Raw genomic sequence first — 16,187 nt, 5'->3', positions numbered from 1 at the left:
GGTTCCTCCTCCTGCGCCGGGGGCGAGCCACCTCTCCGGCGCTGACCATACAACGTTGCGTTGCTCTCTGCTGCTTCCCACAATACAACGTCGTGTTGTATTGTGGGAAGTGATGGAGCCCACCGATTCAGGGAGACCGCGATGACCGCACACCAGCCCCTCGCCGCAGCCGACTTGGCGGAGATCCGCGCCGGGCAGTACCAGAGCCGCGACGGCGAGCAGCTGCGCCGCGACGTGGCCCGCCTGCTCGCCGAAGTCGAGCGGCTGAACACCACGACCGTCCCGGCCGGCCCCCACTACGTACCGCGCTGGGACGGCGGCCGCGGCACCCCGACCGCCGACTACGCCGCCGCCTGGGGCGAGGCGAAAGAGGCCCACGACCAGGGCAAGCGCAACGCCGGCGTCACCCACTACGAGTTCAGCAAGACCGAGTGGGTCGCGGCCTCCGAGGCCGCCCGCCAGCACTGACGCCCACCGGGCCGGGCGGCCCCGCGCCGATACCCTTGATCACGGCGCGGGGCCGACTGTCCGGAGGGACGAAGTGGGCCTGCGCCAATTTCTCGTCGACGCCTGGGGCTGGCTGAACTTCAAGCCCGTGTACGCCGACCCCCACCTCGGCGGCCCCGACCGCCGCGCCTTCCCCGGCGCGCACGCCACCTGGGTACCCGACGACGACACCCGCCGCCTGTCCGCCTACACCGTGCTGGCCGCCTACGACAACAACCAGGCCGGCGAGCTGGCGGAGGTGCGCGACGGCCCCGAGGCCCGCGAGCGCCGCGAGTTCGGCGACCCGGCGACCTTCGTCGACGCCATCACCGCCGACGTCCTGGGCGACGAACAGCACATCGTGGTCGACGGCGCCGACCACGACGAGGACGACACCAGCCCAGAGGCGGCCGAGGCCAGCGCGGTCCAGGAGGACCTGCTCCAGTGGGCCGAGGACGAGCAGCTCGCGATGCGGATGCAGCAGGGCGAGCGCAAGGCCGTCAGCCTCGGCGACGCGGTGTACCGGCTCTCCTGGGAGCCGGGCAAGGGCCGGCCGACCGTGCGGGCCGTCGACCCCGGCTTCTACTTCCCCGTCCTCGACGACGACGGGGAGTTCCCCCGTCGCGTCCACTTCGCCTGGGAACTGGCGGCAGACCCCAAGCGCGGGCTCAAGGACCGGCTGCGCCGCGTCACCTACGAACTCGGCCCCATCGCCCCGGCCACCGTCTCCGCCACCGACCGGATCGGCCGGCCGCTGCGCACCTTCGTCGGCGAGCCCGACGCCCCGCTGCTCACCCCCGGCGACACGCTCGACGACGCCGGCGGCATCCTGCGGCAGTACCCCTGGAACGACGCTCCCTCGCCCTACACCTGCTACCTCACCGACGCGGTGTGGCTGCTGGAGGACCTCGAGCGCACCAGCGACATCGACGACCTGCCCACGGACAAGGCGATGTTCGCCCAGCGGGAGGACTGCGAGGTCCTCAACGCCCTCGACCTGATGATCGACTTCGTGCCGGTCATCCACCTGCCCAACACGGTCCCGGCCGCGGAGGAACACTGGGGCCGCCCCTCCCTGGCCCGGGTCCTTCAGATCATGGACGAGCTCGCGGCCTCCGACACCGACGCGGCCCGCGCCTCGGCCACCACCGGCTCGCCGATCATCTCGGTGTCCGGCCTGCAGGACACCCGCTCCGACATCGAGGCCGGCCCCGGCATGGTCTTCAAGCTCGCCGACGGCGGCCGGATGGACGTCCTGAACACCGCGCCGCAACTCGCCCAGCTCCTCACCACCGTGGAGTCCCTGCGCGACCGGGCCGCGGTCAACCTGCGGCTGCCCGCCGTGGCGCTGGGCACCCAGGACCCCGCACAGATGCCCTCCGGGTACGCCCTGCGGCTCAGCCTCGGCCCGCTCGACAAGCTGATCGCGGGCATGCGCCTGGCCCGCCGGCACAAATACATGCTGATGCTGAAGTTCGTTCAGCGATTGTTTATCGCCGGACAGGCCCCCGGCTGGATCGGCCGCAACGTCCAGCCCGCGACCATCGTCATGGGCGCCTACACCCCCACCGACCGGGCCGGAGTCCTCGAGGAGGTCTCCACCGCGTACACGGCCAACCTCATCTCCCTGGAGACCGCGCTGCGCATGCTCGTCGAGGGCGGCTGGCCCATCGAGGACATCCCCGACGAGATCGAACGGATCCAGGCCCGGGCCTTCACCCAGGCCGGCGCGCTGGCCGACGCCACCGGCGACGCCGAGGCCGTACGCGACTACCTCGGACTCAAGGGCCAGGCACCCGAGCAGGTCCCGGTGCCCGTCCTCCCCGACGGCCAGGAGCCCGACGCCGAACGCGACGCGGGACAGCAGCAGTGAAGATCACCCCTAAACTCGTAAGTGGCGCGGGGGCGCCCATCGGTGGAGGACTCGACCGCATGCACCGCAGCACCCCTCGACCCCGTCCGGTCCCCGGAGCGATCGTCGGCTACGTCGCCGGCCGCCCGGTGCACGTCATCGCTGGTGGTTCCGGCGAGGACGACCCGAACCCCAACCCGACCCCCAACCCGGCCGCGCCGGCTCCCACTCCCACGCCCAAGGACGTCCTCGAGCGCAAGACGCCCGAGGGCGAGGGCGGCGAGGACGAAGAGACCGTCACGGTCACCCAGAAGCGCATGAACCTCCTCCTGACGAGGGAGAAGGACCAGGGCCGGCAGGCCGCGCTGCGCGCCCTGGCCTCCGAGGCCGGACTCGACCCGGAGAGCGTCGACGCCACCGCGCTCAAGCAGGTGCTGCTTGACGCCAAGAAGCTCAAGGACGCCCAGCTGTCCGACGAGCAGCGCCGCGAGGCCGAGTTCACGCAGCGGGAGCAGGCCATCGCGGCGCGGGAAGCCGCCGCCGAGAAGGCCGCGGCCGCCGCCGACGCCCGGCTGCAGGAAGCGGCCCGCAGCTCCCAGCTCGTCTCCCTCGGCGCGACCGGCCAGGACCTCGAGGACGCGCTGCTCCTGCTGAACAAGGCACTGGACGGCGACCCGGACGCGGACGAGGCCGCCGTCAGCAAGGCCGCCGACGCCCTCAAGAAGCGCCGGCCGCTGCTGTTCGGTGTTCCCGGCGAACCCCTCAAGCCCGCCGCGCCGCCCGCCCCGTCCGGCTCCCCGGCCGGCGGACCGCCGCAGCGCCAGACCCCGGCCGGCAAGCCCGGTGACGCCGGACGCGCCATGGCGGCCCGGATGTTCCCCGCCGACGACGCGGCCTGACCAACAGCCCCACCGCACCACCCCTGGGACCACGCCCACCCTTCTCCTCCCCGTGGACGGCACCGCACCGGTGCTCCGCATTTCCGTTGCGCCCCGTCCTCGGGAGGACCCCCGGCATGGATATCCAGCCGATCACCACCACCCAGCGTCTGCAGGTCGGCCGCCCCTGGCTGCTGTCCGGCCACGGCACCGAGACCAACCAGACGATCACCCTCGACGTCGCGAAGTTCGCCGAGACCACCCACTGGGTGCGCGGCATCAAGACCGTCGAGGCCCACTTCAAGTCCGGTCTGCCGCTGGCCCGGAACGCCACCAGCCAGCTCTACGAGCCCTACAACCCGGCGGCCACCGACGGCCACGAGGTCCTCGCCGGCTTCCTCGACACCGAGACCGCCTTCGGGGTCGGCGCCACACGCATCGGCGCGGCCCTGCGCGTCCACGGCCTGATCGCCCCGGCCAAGCTGCCCGTCCCGTTCGACACGGGCGCCATCGCCAAGACCACCGCCTCCGTCACGTACGCGGCCTGAGAGGGAGCCACCCATGCCCAACGACATGCTGGAGCTCCTGCTCCGCGACCTGACTCCGACGGACATCAACGCGTTCAGCCGCGCGATTCCCTCGCCGGAGGACTACGAGCTGACCCGCAGCGTGCTCCCCGAGATCGCGCTCAACACCGTCAAGTGGCGGGTCAAGCGGACCAACCGCCGGGTGCCGGCGGCCAAGTACCGCGCCTGGGACGCGACGACTCCGGTCGCCTCCCGCGAGATCACGATGATCGAGACCGAGGGCAAGCTCCCGCCGGTCGGCCAGAAGTACATCGTGGGAGAGATGGAGCAGATCCTCCTCGACGCGGACCGCGGCGCGAACAGCGACGACCTCGTCCAGGCGGTCTACGACGACGTCGCCGCGCACGTCCTGTCCGTCCGCTCCCGCCTGGAGCTGGCCGCGGGCGACCTGCTCTCCGACGGCCGCTTCACCCTGCAGGGCGAGAACAACCTGTTCATCGAGTACGACGCGCAGGTCCCCGCCTCGCACATGCCCTCCGCGCCGGTGCCGTGGACCAACCCGGACGCCGACGCCCTGGCGGACGAGATGCGGTGGATCCAGGTCCTGCGCGACGCCCGCGCGCCGCTGCCCGCCCGGATCTTCACCTCCTTCAAGGCGAAGGCGCTGCTGGCCGGCAACAAGAGCTACCGCGCCGCGTACTACGGCGCGCTCCTCGGCTCGCAGATCCCCACCGCCGTCCTGGCCCCCAACGAGGTCGACGCGGTGCGGGCGCGCTACGGCCTGCCGCCGATCGTCGTCTACGACGTGCAGATCCCGCTCGACGACGGCACGAACCCCACGGTCCTGCCCGACAACCTGTGGCTGATGGTGCCGCCCAACGTCCGCCAGTGGGGCGAGACGCAGTACGGCGTCACCGCCGAGTCCCTCGTCCTCTCGCGCGGCACCAACCCGGCCATCCTGCGCCAGGACGCCCCGGGCATCGTCGTCACCCACGGATACACCGACGACCCGGTCACCGTCTGGACCAAGGTCGCCGCCGCCGCGATGCCGGTGCTGTACGTGCCGGACATCCACATCGCCGCCCGGGTGTGGTGAGCGTGCCCCGACTCATCGCGACCGTCTACGTCAAGGACCCCGAGACATTCCAGTGGGTCACCTGCGAGGCCGGCACCGAGCCGGAGCCGCGCCTGGCCGCGCTCATCCTGACGCCCTCCGCGTGGGAGGGCAGCGAGGCGCCCGGCCCCGACGACGACGAAGGGGAGCCGGATCCCGCTCCGGACCCCGCGCCGTCGCAGGAGCCGGCCGCCCCGGCCGAACCGACCCCGCCCGCCACCCCGGCCGCCCCGGCCGAGGTGCCCGCGGAGGCGGAGAAGAAGCCGCGCGCCCGCCGCCCGGCCAAGCCGGCCGACGAGTAGGCCGGCCCCGATCCGTCCGGTACGGGCCGGGCCGTCCTCTTCGGCCCGTACCGGACACCCCACCACCGACCACGACTTGGGGCCCTCCCGTGGACGACACGCTGCGCCGCTGGCTGCTGGCCCTCCTCGGCCCCGCCACCGACACCGCCGACCTCGACCTGCGCTACGCCCGGCTGCACTCCGCCCGCGCCGTGGCGCTCGAGGTGCTGCGCGAGCGGCGCGCGACCCTCCTCGCGCAGCCGCTCAAGGTCGCCCTGTCCGGGGTCGTCTCCGTCGACACCTCGGGGAACGTCGCGGCACTCGACCGGCAGATCGAGGACCTCGAGAACCCGGCCACCCCCGTCCCCGACGAGAACGATCCCGACAGCCCGACCGGCGGCGGCGTGCTCTACCTGCACGAACGGCCGCGCCGATGACCACACCCGCCGTACCCCAGCCCCATCACGAGGCCCTGCACCAGCTGACCGACCAGGCCCTCACCGATGCCACCGCCTCGTGGGAGCAGCTCGTCGCCGCCCAGCAGGTCCTGGTGCGGGCGCTGTCCACCGCCCAGCGCCGCCGCATCCGCTCGCGGACCGTCCCGCCGGCCGTCCGCGCCGCCCTGCGGGACTTCACCACCGCCACCGCCCGCTTTGACCGGGACGCCGGCGTGCTCGCCGAACGCTGGGCCGCCGTCGACCTGCCGCGCTGCTACCGGCTCGGCGCCGAGGAGGCGATGCGCCGGGCCGTGCTCGCGCCCCGTCAGGTGCGGCCCGTCTTCGTGTGGCACGACAGCCACCAGCGCGTCCTGAAGACGGTCACCGCCGCGTTCTACCCGACCCTGGTGCGGCGCTTCGCCGAGGTGGTCCGCCGGGCACAAGCCTTCGCGCGGGCCGTCGCGGCCGCGGCCCGCGCTCCCGAGCTGACCGTGGCGGCGGAACTCGCCGCCCGGCACAGCCTGGGCACCGTCACCTACGCCAACGACGCCGCCCACCCGGCGACGTCCTGGGCGCGGGCGGCCTTCACCGCGCAGAGCGTCACCGCAGCCAACGCCGGCGCGCTCACCGCGACGACCGCCGACCTCCACGCGCGGTGGGTGCAGGTCACCGACGGGCCCGAGTGCGGCTGGACCAGCCACCCCGAACTCGACCGCGCGCACGACACCCTCCGCTCGGCCGAGGAGGCCGCGGCCTACCCCATCGCCCACCCCGGGTGCCTGCGCATGTTCATCCCGCGCCCGGACCTCAACACCGCCGCCATCGAGGAAGGCCAGCCGATATGAGCACCCCCGCCGACGACGTGATACCCGCTCCCACCGTCGGGCGCATCGTGCACTACGTCTCCCGCGGCAGCGCGGACGGCCGCTACCCCAGCACCTGCCGTGCCGCGATCGTCACGGCCGTCGAGGGCGAGCAGGCCGCCCTTGCCGTGTTCAACCCCGAGGGCCTGCACTTCACCCTGTCGGACACCCCGCACGCCCTCTCCGCCCCGCTGTCCGGCGGCACCTGGCACTGGCCCGAACGCGCCGAGGCCGGGCCGGCCTGATGCGCCTGACCGTCCGCGCCGGCGGGCGCGAGATCGACATCCGTCTCGCCCAGGACGACACCGCCGCCCTGGCCGCCGCCGAGGCGACCGCGCTGCGCCTCCTCAACGGGATGCCCGACGACCCGGAACAGCCCGCGGAGGAGGACCTGCCGTTCGGCTTCTCCCTGAGCTCCGACACCGAACGCACCGACCCCGACCCGCCGTTCGACGACGAAGAAGACGAGGACTGAAACCATGACCGAGGGCACCCTGGCCGACGACCCGCGCGAGGTGAGGATCTCCACCGACGGCGCCCGGGCCAACGTCACCGTCGACGGCATCGACCTCTCCGGCTCCCTGGCCGCCTACACCCTCGAGCACCGCGCCAACCAGGTCCCGCTGCTCGTGCTCTACCCCCGGCCGCCGGTCGATGGCGTCGTCTTCGACGGCATGACCCACGTCGCCGTCGCCAGCGAGGCCCCGCCCGCCGAGGCGATCGCCGCGTTCCTCACCGGCGTCGATCCCGCCGCGCTGCAGAAGGCCGCCCTCGACCGCCACGACCTCGACGGCACGCCCACCGAACTGACGACGGCGATGCTGCGCCAGCTCATGGAATGGGCCACCGGCGGCACCCCATGAAGCTCCTGGACCTGCGCGCGCTCGGCGTCCTCGTCGAAGAGCTCGTCATGGGCGACACCGTCCGCATCACCCGGCCTGCGGGCCCGCCCGTCCTCAACCCGGCCACCGGCGACCTCGAAGAGCCGCCGCCGATCGTCGTCTACGAGGGCGTCGGCGCGGTCCTCGACGGCACGTCCGCCCCCGGCATCATCGCCCCGGTGGCCGGCCAGCCCTACGAGGACGACCCGAAGACCCCCTATCGGCTCCTCACCCCGCCCGCCGCCGCGGTCGCCGCCCGCGACGACACCGTGTACGTGCTGCGCGCCGCCTACGACCCGGCCCTCATCGGCCGGACCTGGCGGTGCACCCAGCCCGGGCAGGCGTCCACCGTGATCGCGGTTCGGGTCACCTGGCTGGACGAGACCAACCCGCCGGGGGCATCGTGACCAACCGCCGCTTCACCGAGCCCGACGAACTGGTCGCGGCGATGGCCGCGGCCGCCGCCCGGGTGGGCCCGGCCACCGCCCTGGCCGTACGGCACGAGGCGATGGTCCTGCAGGCCCTGATCCGGGCCGGGGCCAGCGGCCGGCCCGGACCCAACGCCATCACCGGCCGCTACCGGGCCAGTTGGCAGGTCCAGGTCGTGCCCCGCCGTCACGGGGCGACCGCGACCGTGGGCACGTTCGCCCCGCAGGGACGCCGCCTCGAGCTGGGCTTCTACGGCGCCGACTCGCTGGGCCGGGTGTACGCACAACCCCCGTTCCCGCACGTCGCCCCGGCGCTCGCCCAGTTGCAGCCCGGCTTCGCCGCGCGCGTCGCGACCGCTGCCCTGGGGGCCCTGTGATCCTCGAACGCCGGCCGGTCACCGACGCGCTGGCCGCCGTCCTGGCCGCCGCCACCGGCAAGCCGTGCGGCACCGGCTCCCTGCCTCTGGTCGGCGGTAAGCCGGCCGAGCCGCCGTACACCGTGCTGCGCTCCCTGCCGCTCACCCTGAGCGGAGCGCCCTTCGCCGACCAGCACGAGGACGCCCGCACCCTCTACCAGGTGGAGTGCGTGGCCCGGCAGCACGCACAGGCCGAGTGGCTCGCCGACAGGGCCCGCACCGGGGTGCTGGGACGCGACGCCCGCGGGGCGTGGCTGCACGACCTGAGCGTGCCCGGCTGGGCCTGCTACGCCCGTGACCTGGACCTCGACGCTGGCACAGAGCCCGACCCCAGCGCGGTTATCGTTTCTTATGTGATCAGGTTCCAGCTCGACTGGACCCCGGCCGGCTGATACCCGGCCCGCTCCCGCACCGCGGCGGCCCCTCGCGGACGAGCCACCAGTACCTGGTGGCCGACCTGCTGACACCAGCTCAGACCCAAGGGGCCCACCTTCCATGGCACTGCCTGTTGCCAAGCCGGTCGAGAAGTACTCCCGGCGCGGCGTCTCCGTCTTCCTCTGGCTTCCCACCATCGCCGACGCCGTCACGCTCAAGGCCACCCGCACCGAACTCGAGGGCGGCACCAACCTGTCGGCGGCGATCGCCGGCATCTCGGGCTTCACCCTGGAAAACCAGTCGATCGAGACGCCGGACATGGGCGACGACTTCGACTCCTCCATCCCCGGCAGCGACAAGGCCGAGGACAGCTCGCTGACCTTCTACGAGGACAAGGTCACCGACCTGATCGAGGAGCTGCTGAAGAAGGGGACGGAGGGCAACGTCGTCATCCTGCGAAAGGGCGACATCCCGGCGTCCAAGAGCATGGACGTCTTCCCGGTCCGCGTCGGCAGCCAGTCCCCGGCCTACACCACGGACAACGAGGCAGCGAAGTTCGAGACGAAGTTCACCATCACCCGCAGGCCCCAGCAGGGCCTGGCCGTCCCGGCCGTCGGCGCGGGCACCGTCAACACCGCGAAGAAGGCCGTCGCGTGAGCGCCGCGGTGCACAACGAGCCGCCGGCCGCCGCGGTGGCCGCCGACGCGCACTGGTCCGAGAAGATGGCCCGCCTCCGCGCCCGCAAGGCCGCCGAGGTCCCGCTGTACCTCTGGCAGGACGCCGAGGTCCGCGACCGCTTCGAGGAAGCCCGCCGCGACGCGCACAACGCCCGCCAGCTCGCCGACAGCGACCCGACCAACAAGGCCCTCAAGCAGGAAGCCACGGCCGCCGAGAGCGCCCTGGCAGAGGCACGCTCCCTCTACGAGGCGGACTGTGAGCTGCTGACCTTCCGGGCCCTGCCGGGCGACGCGTTCGGCGACCTGGTCAAGGAACACCCGCCCACCGAGGAACAGGCCGAGTCCGGCAGCGACTGGAACGAGGACAGCTTCCCCGCAGCCCTGATCTCCGCCTCGAGCGTCGACGGGATGACCGAGGACGACGCGGCCGCGCTGCTCGCCACCTGGGGCATGGCCGACCGGGTGGAACTCTTCCAGGCCGCCCTCGCCGCGCAGAACACCAAGAGGTCCGACTGGGGAAAAGGCTCCGGGCCGACGCGCAGCTGAGAGCCGAGCTGGAGCTGTGCGACCGCTGGGGCATCCCGCACAGCACCTTCCTCGGTGCCGGCGACGGCACCTGGACGCCAGCCGACCGGGCCAAGGCCCTCGCCTACCGCGAGGTGCAGCGCCACACCTGCGCCGAGTGCGGCACCCGGGGCGAGGAGTGGGACGAGGAGAGCGGCGGTGACCGGTTCGCCTACATCGGCACCACCAGCCGCTGCCCCGGCTGCGAACTGATCGCCCTCGAGCGCGATCACGTCCCCGAAGGCCCGCACGGCCACGGCGTGAAGGTCGGCCTCCTTCCCCGAGCACAGCACGAACAGCGCACCCGGGCGCTCCACCGCCGGGACCACCGCACATAGCCACACGAAGGGAGAGCGGCGGTGGTCGCGTACAACCTGTCGGTTGCCCTCACGGGCAATGGCGACGGGCTGGTGCGTACCCTGCGCCGCTCCACCCGCGAGGCACGTGACCTCTCCCGGGAACTCACCGCGATCCGCCGCGAGCTCGGCCGCCTCGGCGCGGGGGACCGCCAGCTGCGGACGCTGGCCGGCGGACTGCGGGCCAGCACCGTCCCGCTGCGCGCGCTGCGCCAGGGCGCCGCCGGGGCCGGGCGGGACCTGCGCCGCCTGGGCACCGACGCGAACCGCGCCGCCGCCGCGCAGCGTGCCAGCGCCCGGGCCACCCGCACCTCGGCGCAGGACCTGCGGGACATGTCCCGCCAACTGCGCACCGCCACCAGCGACCTGGCCGCGCTCGCCCGCGCCGCCCGCAACGCCGACGGCCGCCTCTCCAGCGTGGGACGGAGCGGCTCCCGGTCGCTGCGCCAGGTCGACGGAGCCGCCCGCGGCGCCCGCCAGCAGATCGCCGGGATGACCGCGCTGCTCGCGGGCGGCGGCCTGCTGATGGGCATGCACGACCTGATCGAGTCGGGCAACGAGTACCAGCGCGGGCTGGCGACCTTCGGGGCGGTCACCAGCGGGTCGGCCGTGCAGATGCAGCGCGCCTCGGCCACCGCGAAGGCGCTGGGCGCCGACATGAAGCTGCCCACCGCGACGGCCGCCGGCGCGGCCGAAGCCATGGTCGAGCTGGCGAAGGCCGGCTTCCGCACCGACCAGGCGATCTCCGCGACCCGGGCGTCGCTGCAGCTGTCGGCGGCCGCGAACGTCGATGCCGCCGACTCGGCGAAGTATCTCGGCGACATGATGGACCAGTTCGGCATGGGCGCCGACAAGGCCGGCCGCGCCGCCGACATCCTCGCCGCCACGGCCAACAGCGCCTCCGGCGACATTATCGACATTTATTACTCCATGAAGTACGCCGGGCCGGTCGCCCATGGCCTGGGCGTCTCCATGGAAGAGGCCGCTGCCGGGGTCGGCATGCTCGGCAAGGCGGGCATCCTCGGCCAGACCGCCGGAACCACGCTGCGCGGCATCTTCACCAACTTGGCCAAGCCCACCAAGCAGATGACCGAGGGCCTGCACGCCATGGGCATCGAGGCGTGGGACACCGAGGGCCGCTTCAAGGGCCTGCGGTACGTCATCGACAAGCTGAGCCACGCCCAGCACGAGATGACCCAGAAGGACTTCACCGCCGCGGCGGCAAAGGCATTCGGCAAGCCAGCGCTCTCCGGGGCCATCGCCCTCGCCCACCAGGGCACCATCTCCTTCGACGCGTTGAACGCGGCCGTCAGCGAGTCCGGCGCGGCCGCACAGATCGCCGAGGCCAAGAACAAGGGCCTGGCCGGGGCGATGGTGCTGCTGAAGAAGCAGACCCGCCAGACCGGCCTGGAGATCTACGAGGGACTCGCCCCCGGCCTGGAGTGGCTCACCCGCGGCCTGACCTCCGGGATGGCCAAGGCCACCCCGTACATCACCCGGTCCATCGCCTACGCGCGGGACATGGCCACCCTGTTCGGACCCGAGCTGGCCTCCAAGGCCCGCCAGGGGCTCGGCGGGCTGGTCGACGAGGCCAAGGAACTCCTCGGGCCCCTGCGCGAGCTGGGCCAGAACGCCCTCGCCGACGGCCTGCACATCCTCATCAACGCCGGCCAGGCGCTGATGCGCGTCCTGGGCAACCTGGCCGACGGGCTCACCCCCATCGGCCAGGCGCTCGCCGACCTGGGCGGGGAGAGCGACGGCGCGGCCAACTCCCTCGACATCATCGTCATGGTGCTCGACGCGGCCGCGGCCGCCGTCGAGGGGCTCTCCACGGTCCTGGTGCCCATCGGGAGCGTCATCGGCACCCTGGTCTCCGCCTTCGGCTCGCTGCCGGGCCCGGTGCAGAGCGCCCTGCTCGCCATGCTTCTGTTCCGCCGCATCGGCCCGATGATGTCCTCGCTGGCCGGCACCGTCGGCGGGCGCGTCACCGGGGCGTTCGGCAGCCTCAACTCCCAGATGGCCCTCCAGCGGAGCCTGGCCGCAGCCTCGGGGCAGTCCCTGACCCGCTACGGAGCAGCGTTCGCGGTCCTCCAGACGCGCGTCGGCGTCATCGGCTCGATGGCCTCCTCCTTCCGTACCGCCTCCACGGCCGGATCCGGCTTCACGGGCACCCTCAACGGCATCACCCGCGCGGCCGGCACCGGCCTGCGCGGTGCGATGTCCGGGCTGATGGGCGTCATGGGCGGTCCGTGGGGCCTGGCACTGGCCGGCATCACCGTCGGCCTCGGCCTGCTCGCCAGCTACCAGCAGAAGGCCGCCCGGGCCGCCGCCGAGCACCAGCAGCGCGTCGCCGACCTGACCCGGGCGCTGCGCGACTCCGGCGGCGTCATCGACGAGAACGTCCGTGCCGCGGCTGCCCAGACCCTGCTCGACACCAAGCTCCACGACAGCAAGACCAAGCTCGTCGACGTCATGGAGGAGTCGGGCGTCTCCATGCGGACGCTCACCGACGCCTACCTCGGCCAGGGCACCAGCCTCGACGAACTGGAGAAGAAGTACCGCACCCTCGCCGAGGCCAACAAGGAATACATCACCAACGGCAAGACCAGCACTCTCCAGTACACCGACACCGGCGAGCGGTACAAGAAGGCCGCCGACGCGCTGAAGTCGATGCGCGGCGAGATGGAGCAGGGCGTCAAGGACGCCAAGCGGCTGGCCGAGGCGCAGAATCCTTCCGGCAAGGCGCTGAGCGCGTACGACAAGCTCAAGCTCGCCGTGGGCGGCCTCGCCGACCGTACGGCCGACGCGGACCAGCGCACCCGGGCCCTGAAGGACGCGCTCGACCTGCTCGGCGGCGGGTCGGTCAGCGTCCAGGCGGCCCAGGCCCGCATGAACGAGGCGATCCTCAACGCCAACGACGCCGTCGACGACCAGATCAAGAAGTCCGGCGACTACGGCAAGAAGCTGCTCGGGCTCAACGGCACGCTCAACACCACCACGCGCAACGGGCAGCAGCTCTTCTCCAGTCTCAACAGCATCTCCGACGCCGCGGCCTCCAGCTCCCTCGCGGCGTACGACTTCGCGCAGAAGCAGAACAAGTCGCTGCCGGAGTCGCTGAAGGCCGCCCAGACGGAGATGGAGAAGGCCCGCACCGCCGCGCTGTCGCTGATGGAGCAGTACGGCGTCACCGGCACCAAGGCCGAGCAGGTCGCCGACGCCATGGGCCTGATCCCCGGACAGGTCTCCATCCTGCTGCAGACCAAGGGCATGGACGAGGCGCTCGCCGAGCTGCTCGCCGTCCAGGCGGAGTACGCGCGGCTGCCCAACCAGCGGACCATCAAGGTCGACGCGCTGGGGGAGAACGCCCAGAAGGAGCTCAAGGCCCTCGGGTACGCGATCGAGCTGATCCCCGGCACCCGCGAGTACAAAATCACGGCCCCGACGGTCGGCGCCCGCCAGCAGCTCGACGCCCTGGTCGCCAAGATGTCGGCCGTCCCGAACAAGTCCGTGAAGGTGACCGCGCTGACGGCGGGCGGCATCGCCAACCTGCAGGCCCTGCAGGGGAAGATCGCCACCACCAAGGGCCGCACCGTCACCATGACCGCGCTGACGGCCGACGCGAAGGCACGGCTCGAAGAGCTGGGCTTCAAGATCCGCACGACCAAGGGCAAGCAGGTCGAGATCACCATCCCGACCGGGACGCCCACCTCCGCCGCGTCCACCATCCAGGGCGCCATCGACAACATCCAGGGCCGGACCATCGGTGTCGGCGTGATGCTGTCGTCGACGTCGTGGGACAAGGACGCCAACGGCGTCCCCGACATGATCCAGGCGCCGCAGGCCCGCGGTTCGGTCATCGACTACTACGCCAACGGCGGCGTCCGCGAGAACCACGTCGCGCAGATCGCACCGGCCGGCGCGATGCGCGTATGGGCGGAGCGGGAGACCGGCGGGGAGGCGTACGTACCTCTCAGCCCGGCCAAGCGCCCCCGCTCCCGCCGGATCACTGAGGAGACCGTACGGCGTCTCGGGGGCGACCCGTCGTCCATTCAGTGGTACGCCGACGGCGGACTCTCCGACTTCTCCTACACCCCCGCGTCGTACACCACGCTCTCCTCCATCGCGAGCGAGTCCCAGGACAAGAAGGGCAACTTCTCCCTCTCGAAGTTCATCAAGAACCTCAACTCCAGCACGAAGGCGATGTCCCGCTGGCGCAAGGATCTGTCCACCGTCGCCTCCCGCGCCGGCACCGACGTCGCCAAGGCGCTCGAGGACATGGGTGAGGACGGCGTCGCCCTCACCCGGAAGATGGCGTCCGGGTCGAGCAAGTACGTCAAGGCGATGTCCAAGGACCTGCGGGAACTCGCGGCCGCGTCGAAGGCGTCGCTCGGCGACTACACCGGCCAGCTCAACTCGGCCGTCAAGGACCAGAACGCCTTCCAGCAGAACCTGGCCAAGCTCGCCGCGTCCGGGTACGGCGACCTCGCCGCGCGCCTGGCCGAGCAGGGCGACCAGGACGCGGCCGACCTCGCCTCCCAGGCGGCGAAGGACCCCAAGAAGGCGAAGTCCGCCAACAACGCCTCCAAGGCGGCCGGCGCGGCGCTCTCCGACGAGCAGCTCGCCACCCTCGTGAAGATCATCAGCGCCACCAAGTCGAAGACCACCGGCATCCACGCGATCGCGGACGCCACCGGCCTCGACGAGGAAGACATCATCACGGTCGCCACCAAGGCCAAAAGCCAGATCGGCAAGGCGCTCGGCTCCCGGGCCGCACGGCTCCTGGCCGACCTGTCCAAGGCCGGCAAGGGGCTCTCCTACGAGGACGGCGGCATCCGGGAGGGCATCTACTCCACCAGCGCCGGCTTGGTCCGCTTCGCCGAGCCGAGCACGAACGGCGAGGCGTACGTACCGCTGGGCCTGAACAAGCGCAGCCGTGCCACCGCCGTCCTCGACGACGTCGCCGGGCGCTTCGGCTACAGCCTCACCGGCCTGCAGGACGCCGCCGCGGGCCGGGTCCAGGTCGTCGTCATCCAGCAGGCCGCCCCGCTGATCGCCAACCAGACCATCCAGATCGACCGGCCCGGGGCCACCGAGGCGCAGATCGCCGCCGCGGTCGGCTACCAGGTGCGCCGTGCCCAGCGCGGAGGGGTGCGACGCCGGTGAACGCCATCCTGAACGACTACCAGCACGAACTGGGCGGCGTCGTCATCGGCACCAACACCCCGGTGTCGATCGCCGCGATCGAGGGCCTGGGCCGGGCCGACGTGCGCACCGGCGACGTCGAGCCGCCGAGCACGGACGGCATCTGGCTCGGCGCCGACTACTACACCGGCCGCACGGTACGGATCGACGCGGCCATCAAGACCCCCGGCGACCCGGCACGCGCCCTGGACATCCTGGCCGCCCTGCAGCGCGTCCACGACGAGGCGAAGCTGCGCCAGACCGGCGGAGCGACCACCGAACTGCGCATGAAGTTCCCCGGCCGGGACGTGCGCGTCCTGCTGGGCCGGCTCCGCAAGGCGGAGGCGGACCTGTCCACGCTGGTCCACGGGTGGCTGCCGCTGGACATCGAATTCCTGGCCGCGGACCACCTGTACTACGGCGAGGGACTCCAGCGCATCACCATCCCGCTCGGCATGATCTCCGGCGGCGGCTTCACCGCGCCCGTCGTCGCGCCCATCGTCGTCAACCCGGCCCCCGGCGCCGCTGTACGGCCCGGCTGGATCGACGTCGGCGGCAAGGCACCCACCTGGCCCGTCCTGCGCATCACCGGCCCCTGCGCGAACCCCTCGATCACGCACGTCGAGTCCGGCCGCAGCCTGCAGATGACCGCGACCATCGCGGCCGGCGACTGGATCGAGATCGACACCCGGCCCACCTGGCGCTCCGTGCTGCGCAACAACGGCGGCAACGTCCCGCTCACCGGGACCTCACGCCTGGACACCTTCAGCCTGCCGACCGGGCGCAGCGAACTGCGCTGGACGGCCACCGACCCCACCAACACCGCCCGCCTCGCCGTCTCCTGGCGGCCGGCCTGGCCCACCCTCTGACA

At 72.4% G+C, this 16,187-nt stretch carries 19 protein-coding genes; all 19 read left to right on the top strand.

The window, feature by feature from the left end; genetic code table 11:
- The first annotated feature begins 141 nt into the window (after positions 1 to 141).
- The 19 genes from QMK30_RS26460 to QMK30_RS26370 all read left to right on the top strand — a co-directional run bounded on the left by QMK30_RS26460 (position 142) and on the right by QMK30_RS26370 (position 16,185).
- Entirely contained in the window at positions 142 to 468 is a 327-nt protein-coding gene (locus QMK30_RS26460) for a hypothetical protein (protein WP_283520834.1), read from the top strand.
- 73 nt (positions 469 to 541) lie between these two features.
- On the top strand, positions 542 to 2,359 hold the full coding sequence (locus QMK30_RS26455; protein ID WP_283520833.1) for a hypothetical protein: 1,818 nt from the start codon (positions 542 to 544) through the stop codon (positions 2,357 to 2,359).
- Between the two features lie 59 nt (positions 2,360 to 2,418).
- Positions 2,419 to 3,237, top strand: coding sequence for a hypothetical protein (locus QMK30_RS26450; protein WP_283520832.1), 819 nt, complete (start codon positions 2,419 to 2,421; stop codon positions 3,235 to 3,237).
- Between the two features lie 116 nt (positions 3,238 to 3,353).
- Complete coding sequence (locus QMK30_RS26445) at positions 3,354 to 3,764, top strand: head decoration protein (protein WP_283520831.1); 411 nt, start codon at positions 3,354 to 3,356, stop codon at positions 3,762 to 3,764.
- Between the two features lie 13 nt (positions 3,765 to 3,777).
- Positions 3,778 to 4,839: a major capsid protein gene (locus QMK30_RS26440; RefSeq protein ID WP_283520830.1), complete on the top strand. Its 1,062-nt coding sequence runs from the start codon at positions 3,778 to 3,780 to the stop codon at positions 4,837 to 4,839.
- Between the two features lie 2 nt (positions 4,840 to 4,841).
- Positions 4,842 to 5,159, top strand: coding sequence for a hypothetical protein (locus QMK30_RS26435; RefSeq protein ID WP_283520829.1), 318 nt, complete (start codon positions 4,842 to 4,844; stop codon positions 5,157 to 5,159).
- 89 nt (positions 5,160 to 5,248) lie between these two features.
- A complete protein-coding gene (locus QMK30_RS26430; protein WP_283520828.1) occupies positions 5,249 to 5,575 on the top strand; it encodes a hypothetical protein in 327 nt (108 codons plus the stop codon).
- Positions 5,572 to 6,420, top strand: coding sequence for a hypothetical protein (locus tag QMK30_RS26425; protein ID WP_283520827.1), 849 nt, complete (start codon positions 5,572 to 5,574; stop codon positions 6,418 to 6,420). Before QMK30_RS26430 ends, QMK30_RS26425 begins: the two co-directional genes overlap by 4 nt.
- Positions 6,417 to 6,683 carry a hypothetical protein gene (locus QMK30_RS26420; protein WP_283520826.1) on the top strand — a complete coding sequence of 89 codons (267 nt, stop codon included), beginning with the start codon at positions 6,417 to 6,419 and terminating at the stop codon, positions 6,681 to 6,683. The genes QMK30_RS26425 and QMK30_RS26420 overlap by 4 nt, the downstream gene beginning before the upstream one ends.
- Positions 6,683 to 6,913 carry a hypothetical protein gene (locus QMK30_RS26415; protein ID WP_283520825.1) on the top strand — a complete coding sequence of 77 codons (231 nt, stop codon included), beginning with the start codon at positions 6,683 to 6,685 and terminating at the stop codon, positions 6,911 to 6,913. Before QMK30_RS26420 ends, QMK30_RS26415 begins: the two co-directional genes overlap by 1 nt.
- Before the next feature lie 4 nt (positions 6,914 to 6,917).
- On the top strand, positions 6,918 to 7,301 hold the full coding sequence (locus QMK30_RS26410; RefSeq protein ID WP_283520824.1) for a hypothetical protein: 384 nt from the start codon (positions 6,918 to 6,920) through the stop codon (positions 7,299 to 7,301).
- Positions 7,298 to 7,726 (top strand): DUF6093 family protein, encoded by a 429-nt coding sequence (locus QMK30_RS26405; RefSeq protein ID WP_283520823.1) that lies wholly within the window; start codon positions 7,298 to 7,300, stop codon positions 7,724 to 7,726. The genes QMK30_RS26410 and QMK30_RS26405 overlap by 4 nt, the downstream gene beginning before the upstream one ends.
- Positions 7,723 to 8,124, top strand: a complete 402-nt coding sequence (locus QMK30_RS26400) for a hypothetical protein (RefSeq protein ID WP_283520822.1) — start codon at positions 7,723 to 7,725, stop codon at positions 8,122 to 8,124. The genes QMK30_RS26405 and QMK30_RS26400 overlap by 4 nt, the downstream gene beginning before the upstream one ends.
- On the top strand, positions 8,121 to 8,555 hold the full coding sequence (locus QMK30_RS26395; protein WP_283520821.1) for a hypothetical protein: 435 nt from the start codon (positions 8,121 to 8,123) through the stop codon (positions 8,553 to 8,555). Before QMK30_RS26400 ends, QMK30_RS26395 begins: the two co-directional genes overlap by 4 nt.
- Before the next feature lie 103 nt (positions 8,556 to 8,658).
- Positions 8,659 to 9,195 carry a phage tail tube protein gene (locus QMK30_RS26390; protein WP_283520820.1) on the top strand — a complete coding sequence of 179 codons (537 nt, stop codon included), beginning with the start codon at positions 8,659 to 8,661 and terminating at the stop codon, positions 9,193 to 9,195.
- Entirely contained in the window at positions 9,192 to 9,761 is a 570-nt protein-coding gene (locus QMK30_RS26385) for a hypothetical protein (protein ID WP_283520819.1), read from the top strand. Before QMK30_RS26390 ends, QMK30_RS26385 begins: the two co-directional genes overlap by 4 nt.
- A 113-nt stretch (positions 9,762 to 9,874) precedes the next feature.
- Positions 9,875 to 10,117, top strand: a complete 243-nt coding sequence (locus tag QMK30_RS26380; protein ID WP_283520818.1) for a hypothetical protein — start codon at positions 9,875 to 9,877, stop codon at positions 10,115 to 10,117.
- Between the two features lie 21 nt (positions 10,118 to 10,138).
- Complete coding sequence (locus QMK30_RS26375; RefSeq protein ID WP_283520817.1) at positions 10,139 to 15,298, top strand: phage tail tape measure protein; 5,160 nt, start codon at positions 10,139 to 10,141, stop codon at positions 15,296 to 15,298.
- Complete coding sequence (locus QMK30_RS26370; protein ID WP_283520816.1) at positions 15,295 to 16,185, top strand: phage distal tail protein; 891 nt, start codon at positions 15,295 to 15,297, stop codon at positions 16,183 to 16,185. The genes QMK30_RS26375 and QMK30_RS26370 overlap by 4 nt, the downstream gene beginning before the upstream one ends.
- The last annotated feature ends 2 nt before the right edge of the window (positions 16,186 to 16,187 follow it).

It is taken from the genome of Streptomyces sp. H27-C3 (genome assembly GCF_030063415.1).
Lineage (GTDB): Bacteria > Actinomycetota > Actinomycetes > Streptomycetales > Streptomycetaceae > Streptomyces.
The sequence above is the reverse complement of the archived record's forward strand: the minus strand, read 5'-3'. Positions and strand labels throughout refer to the sequence as shown.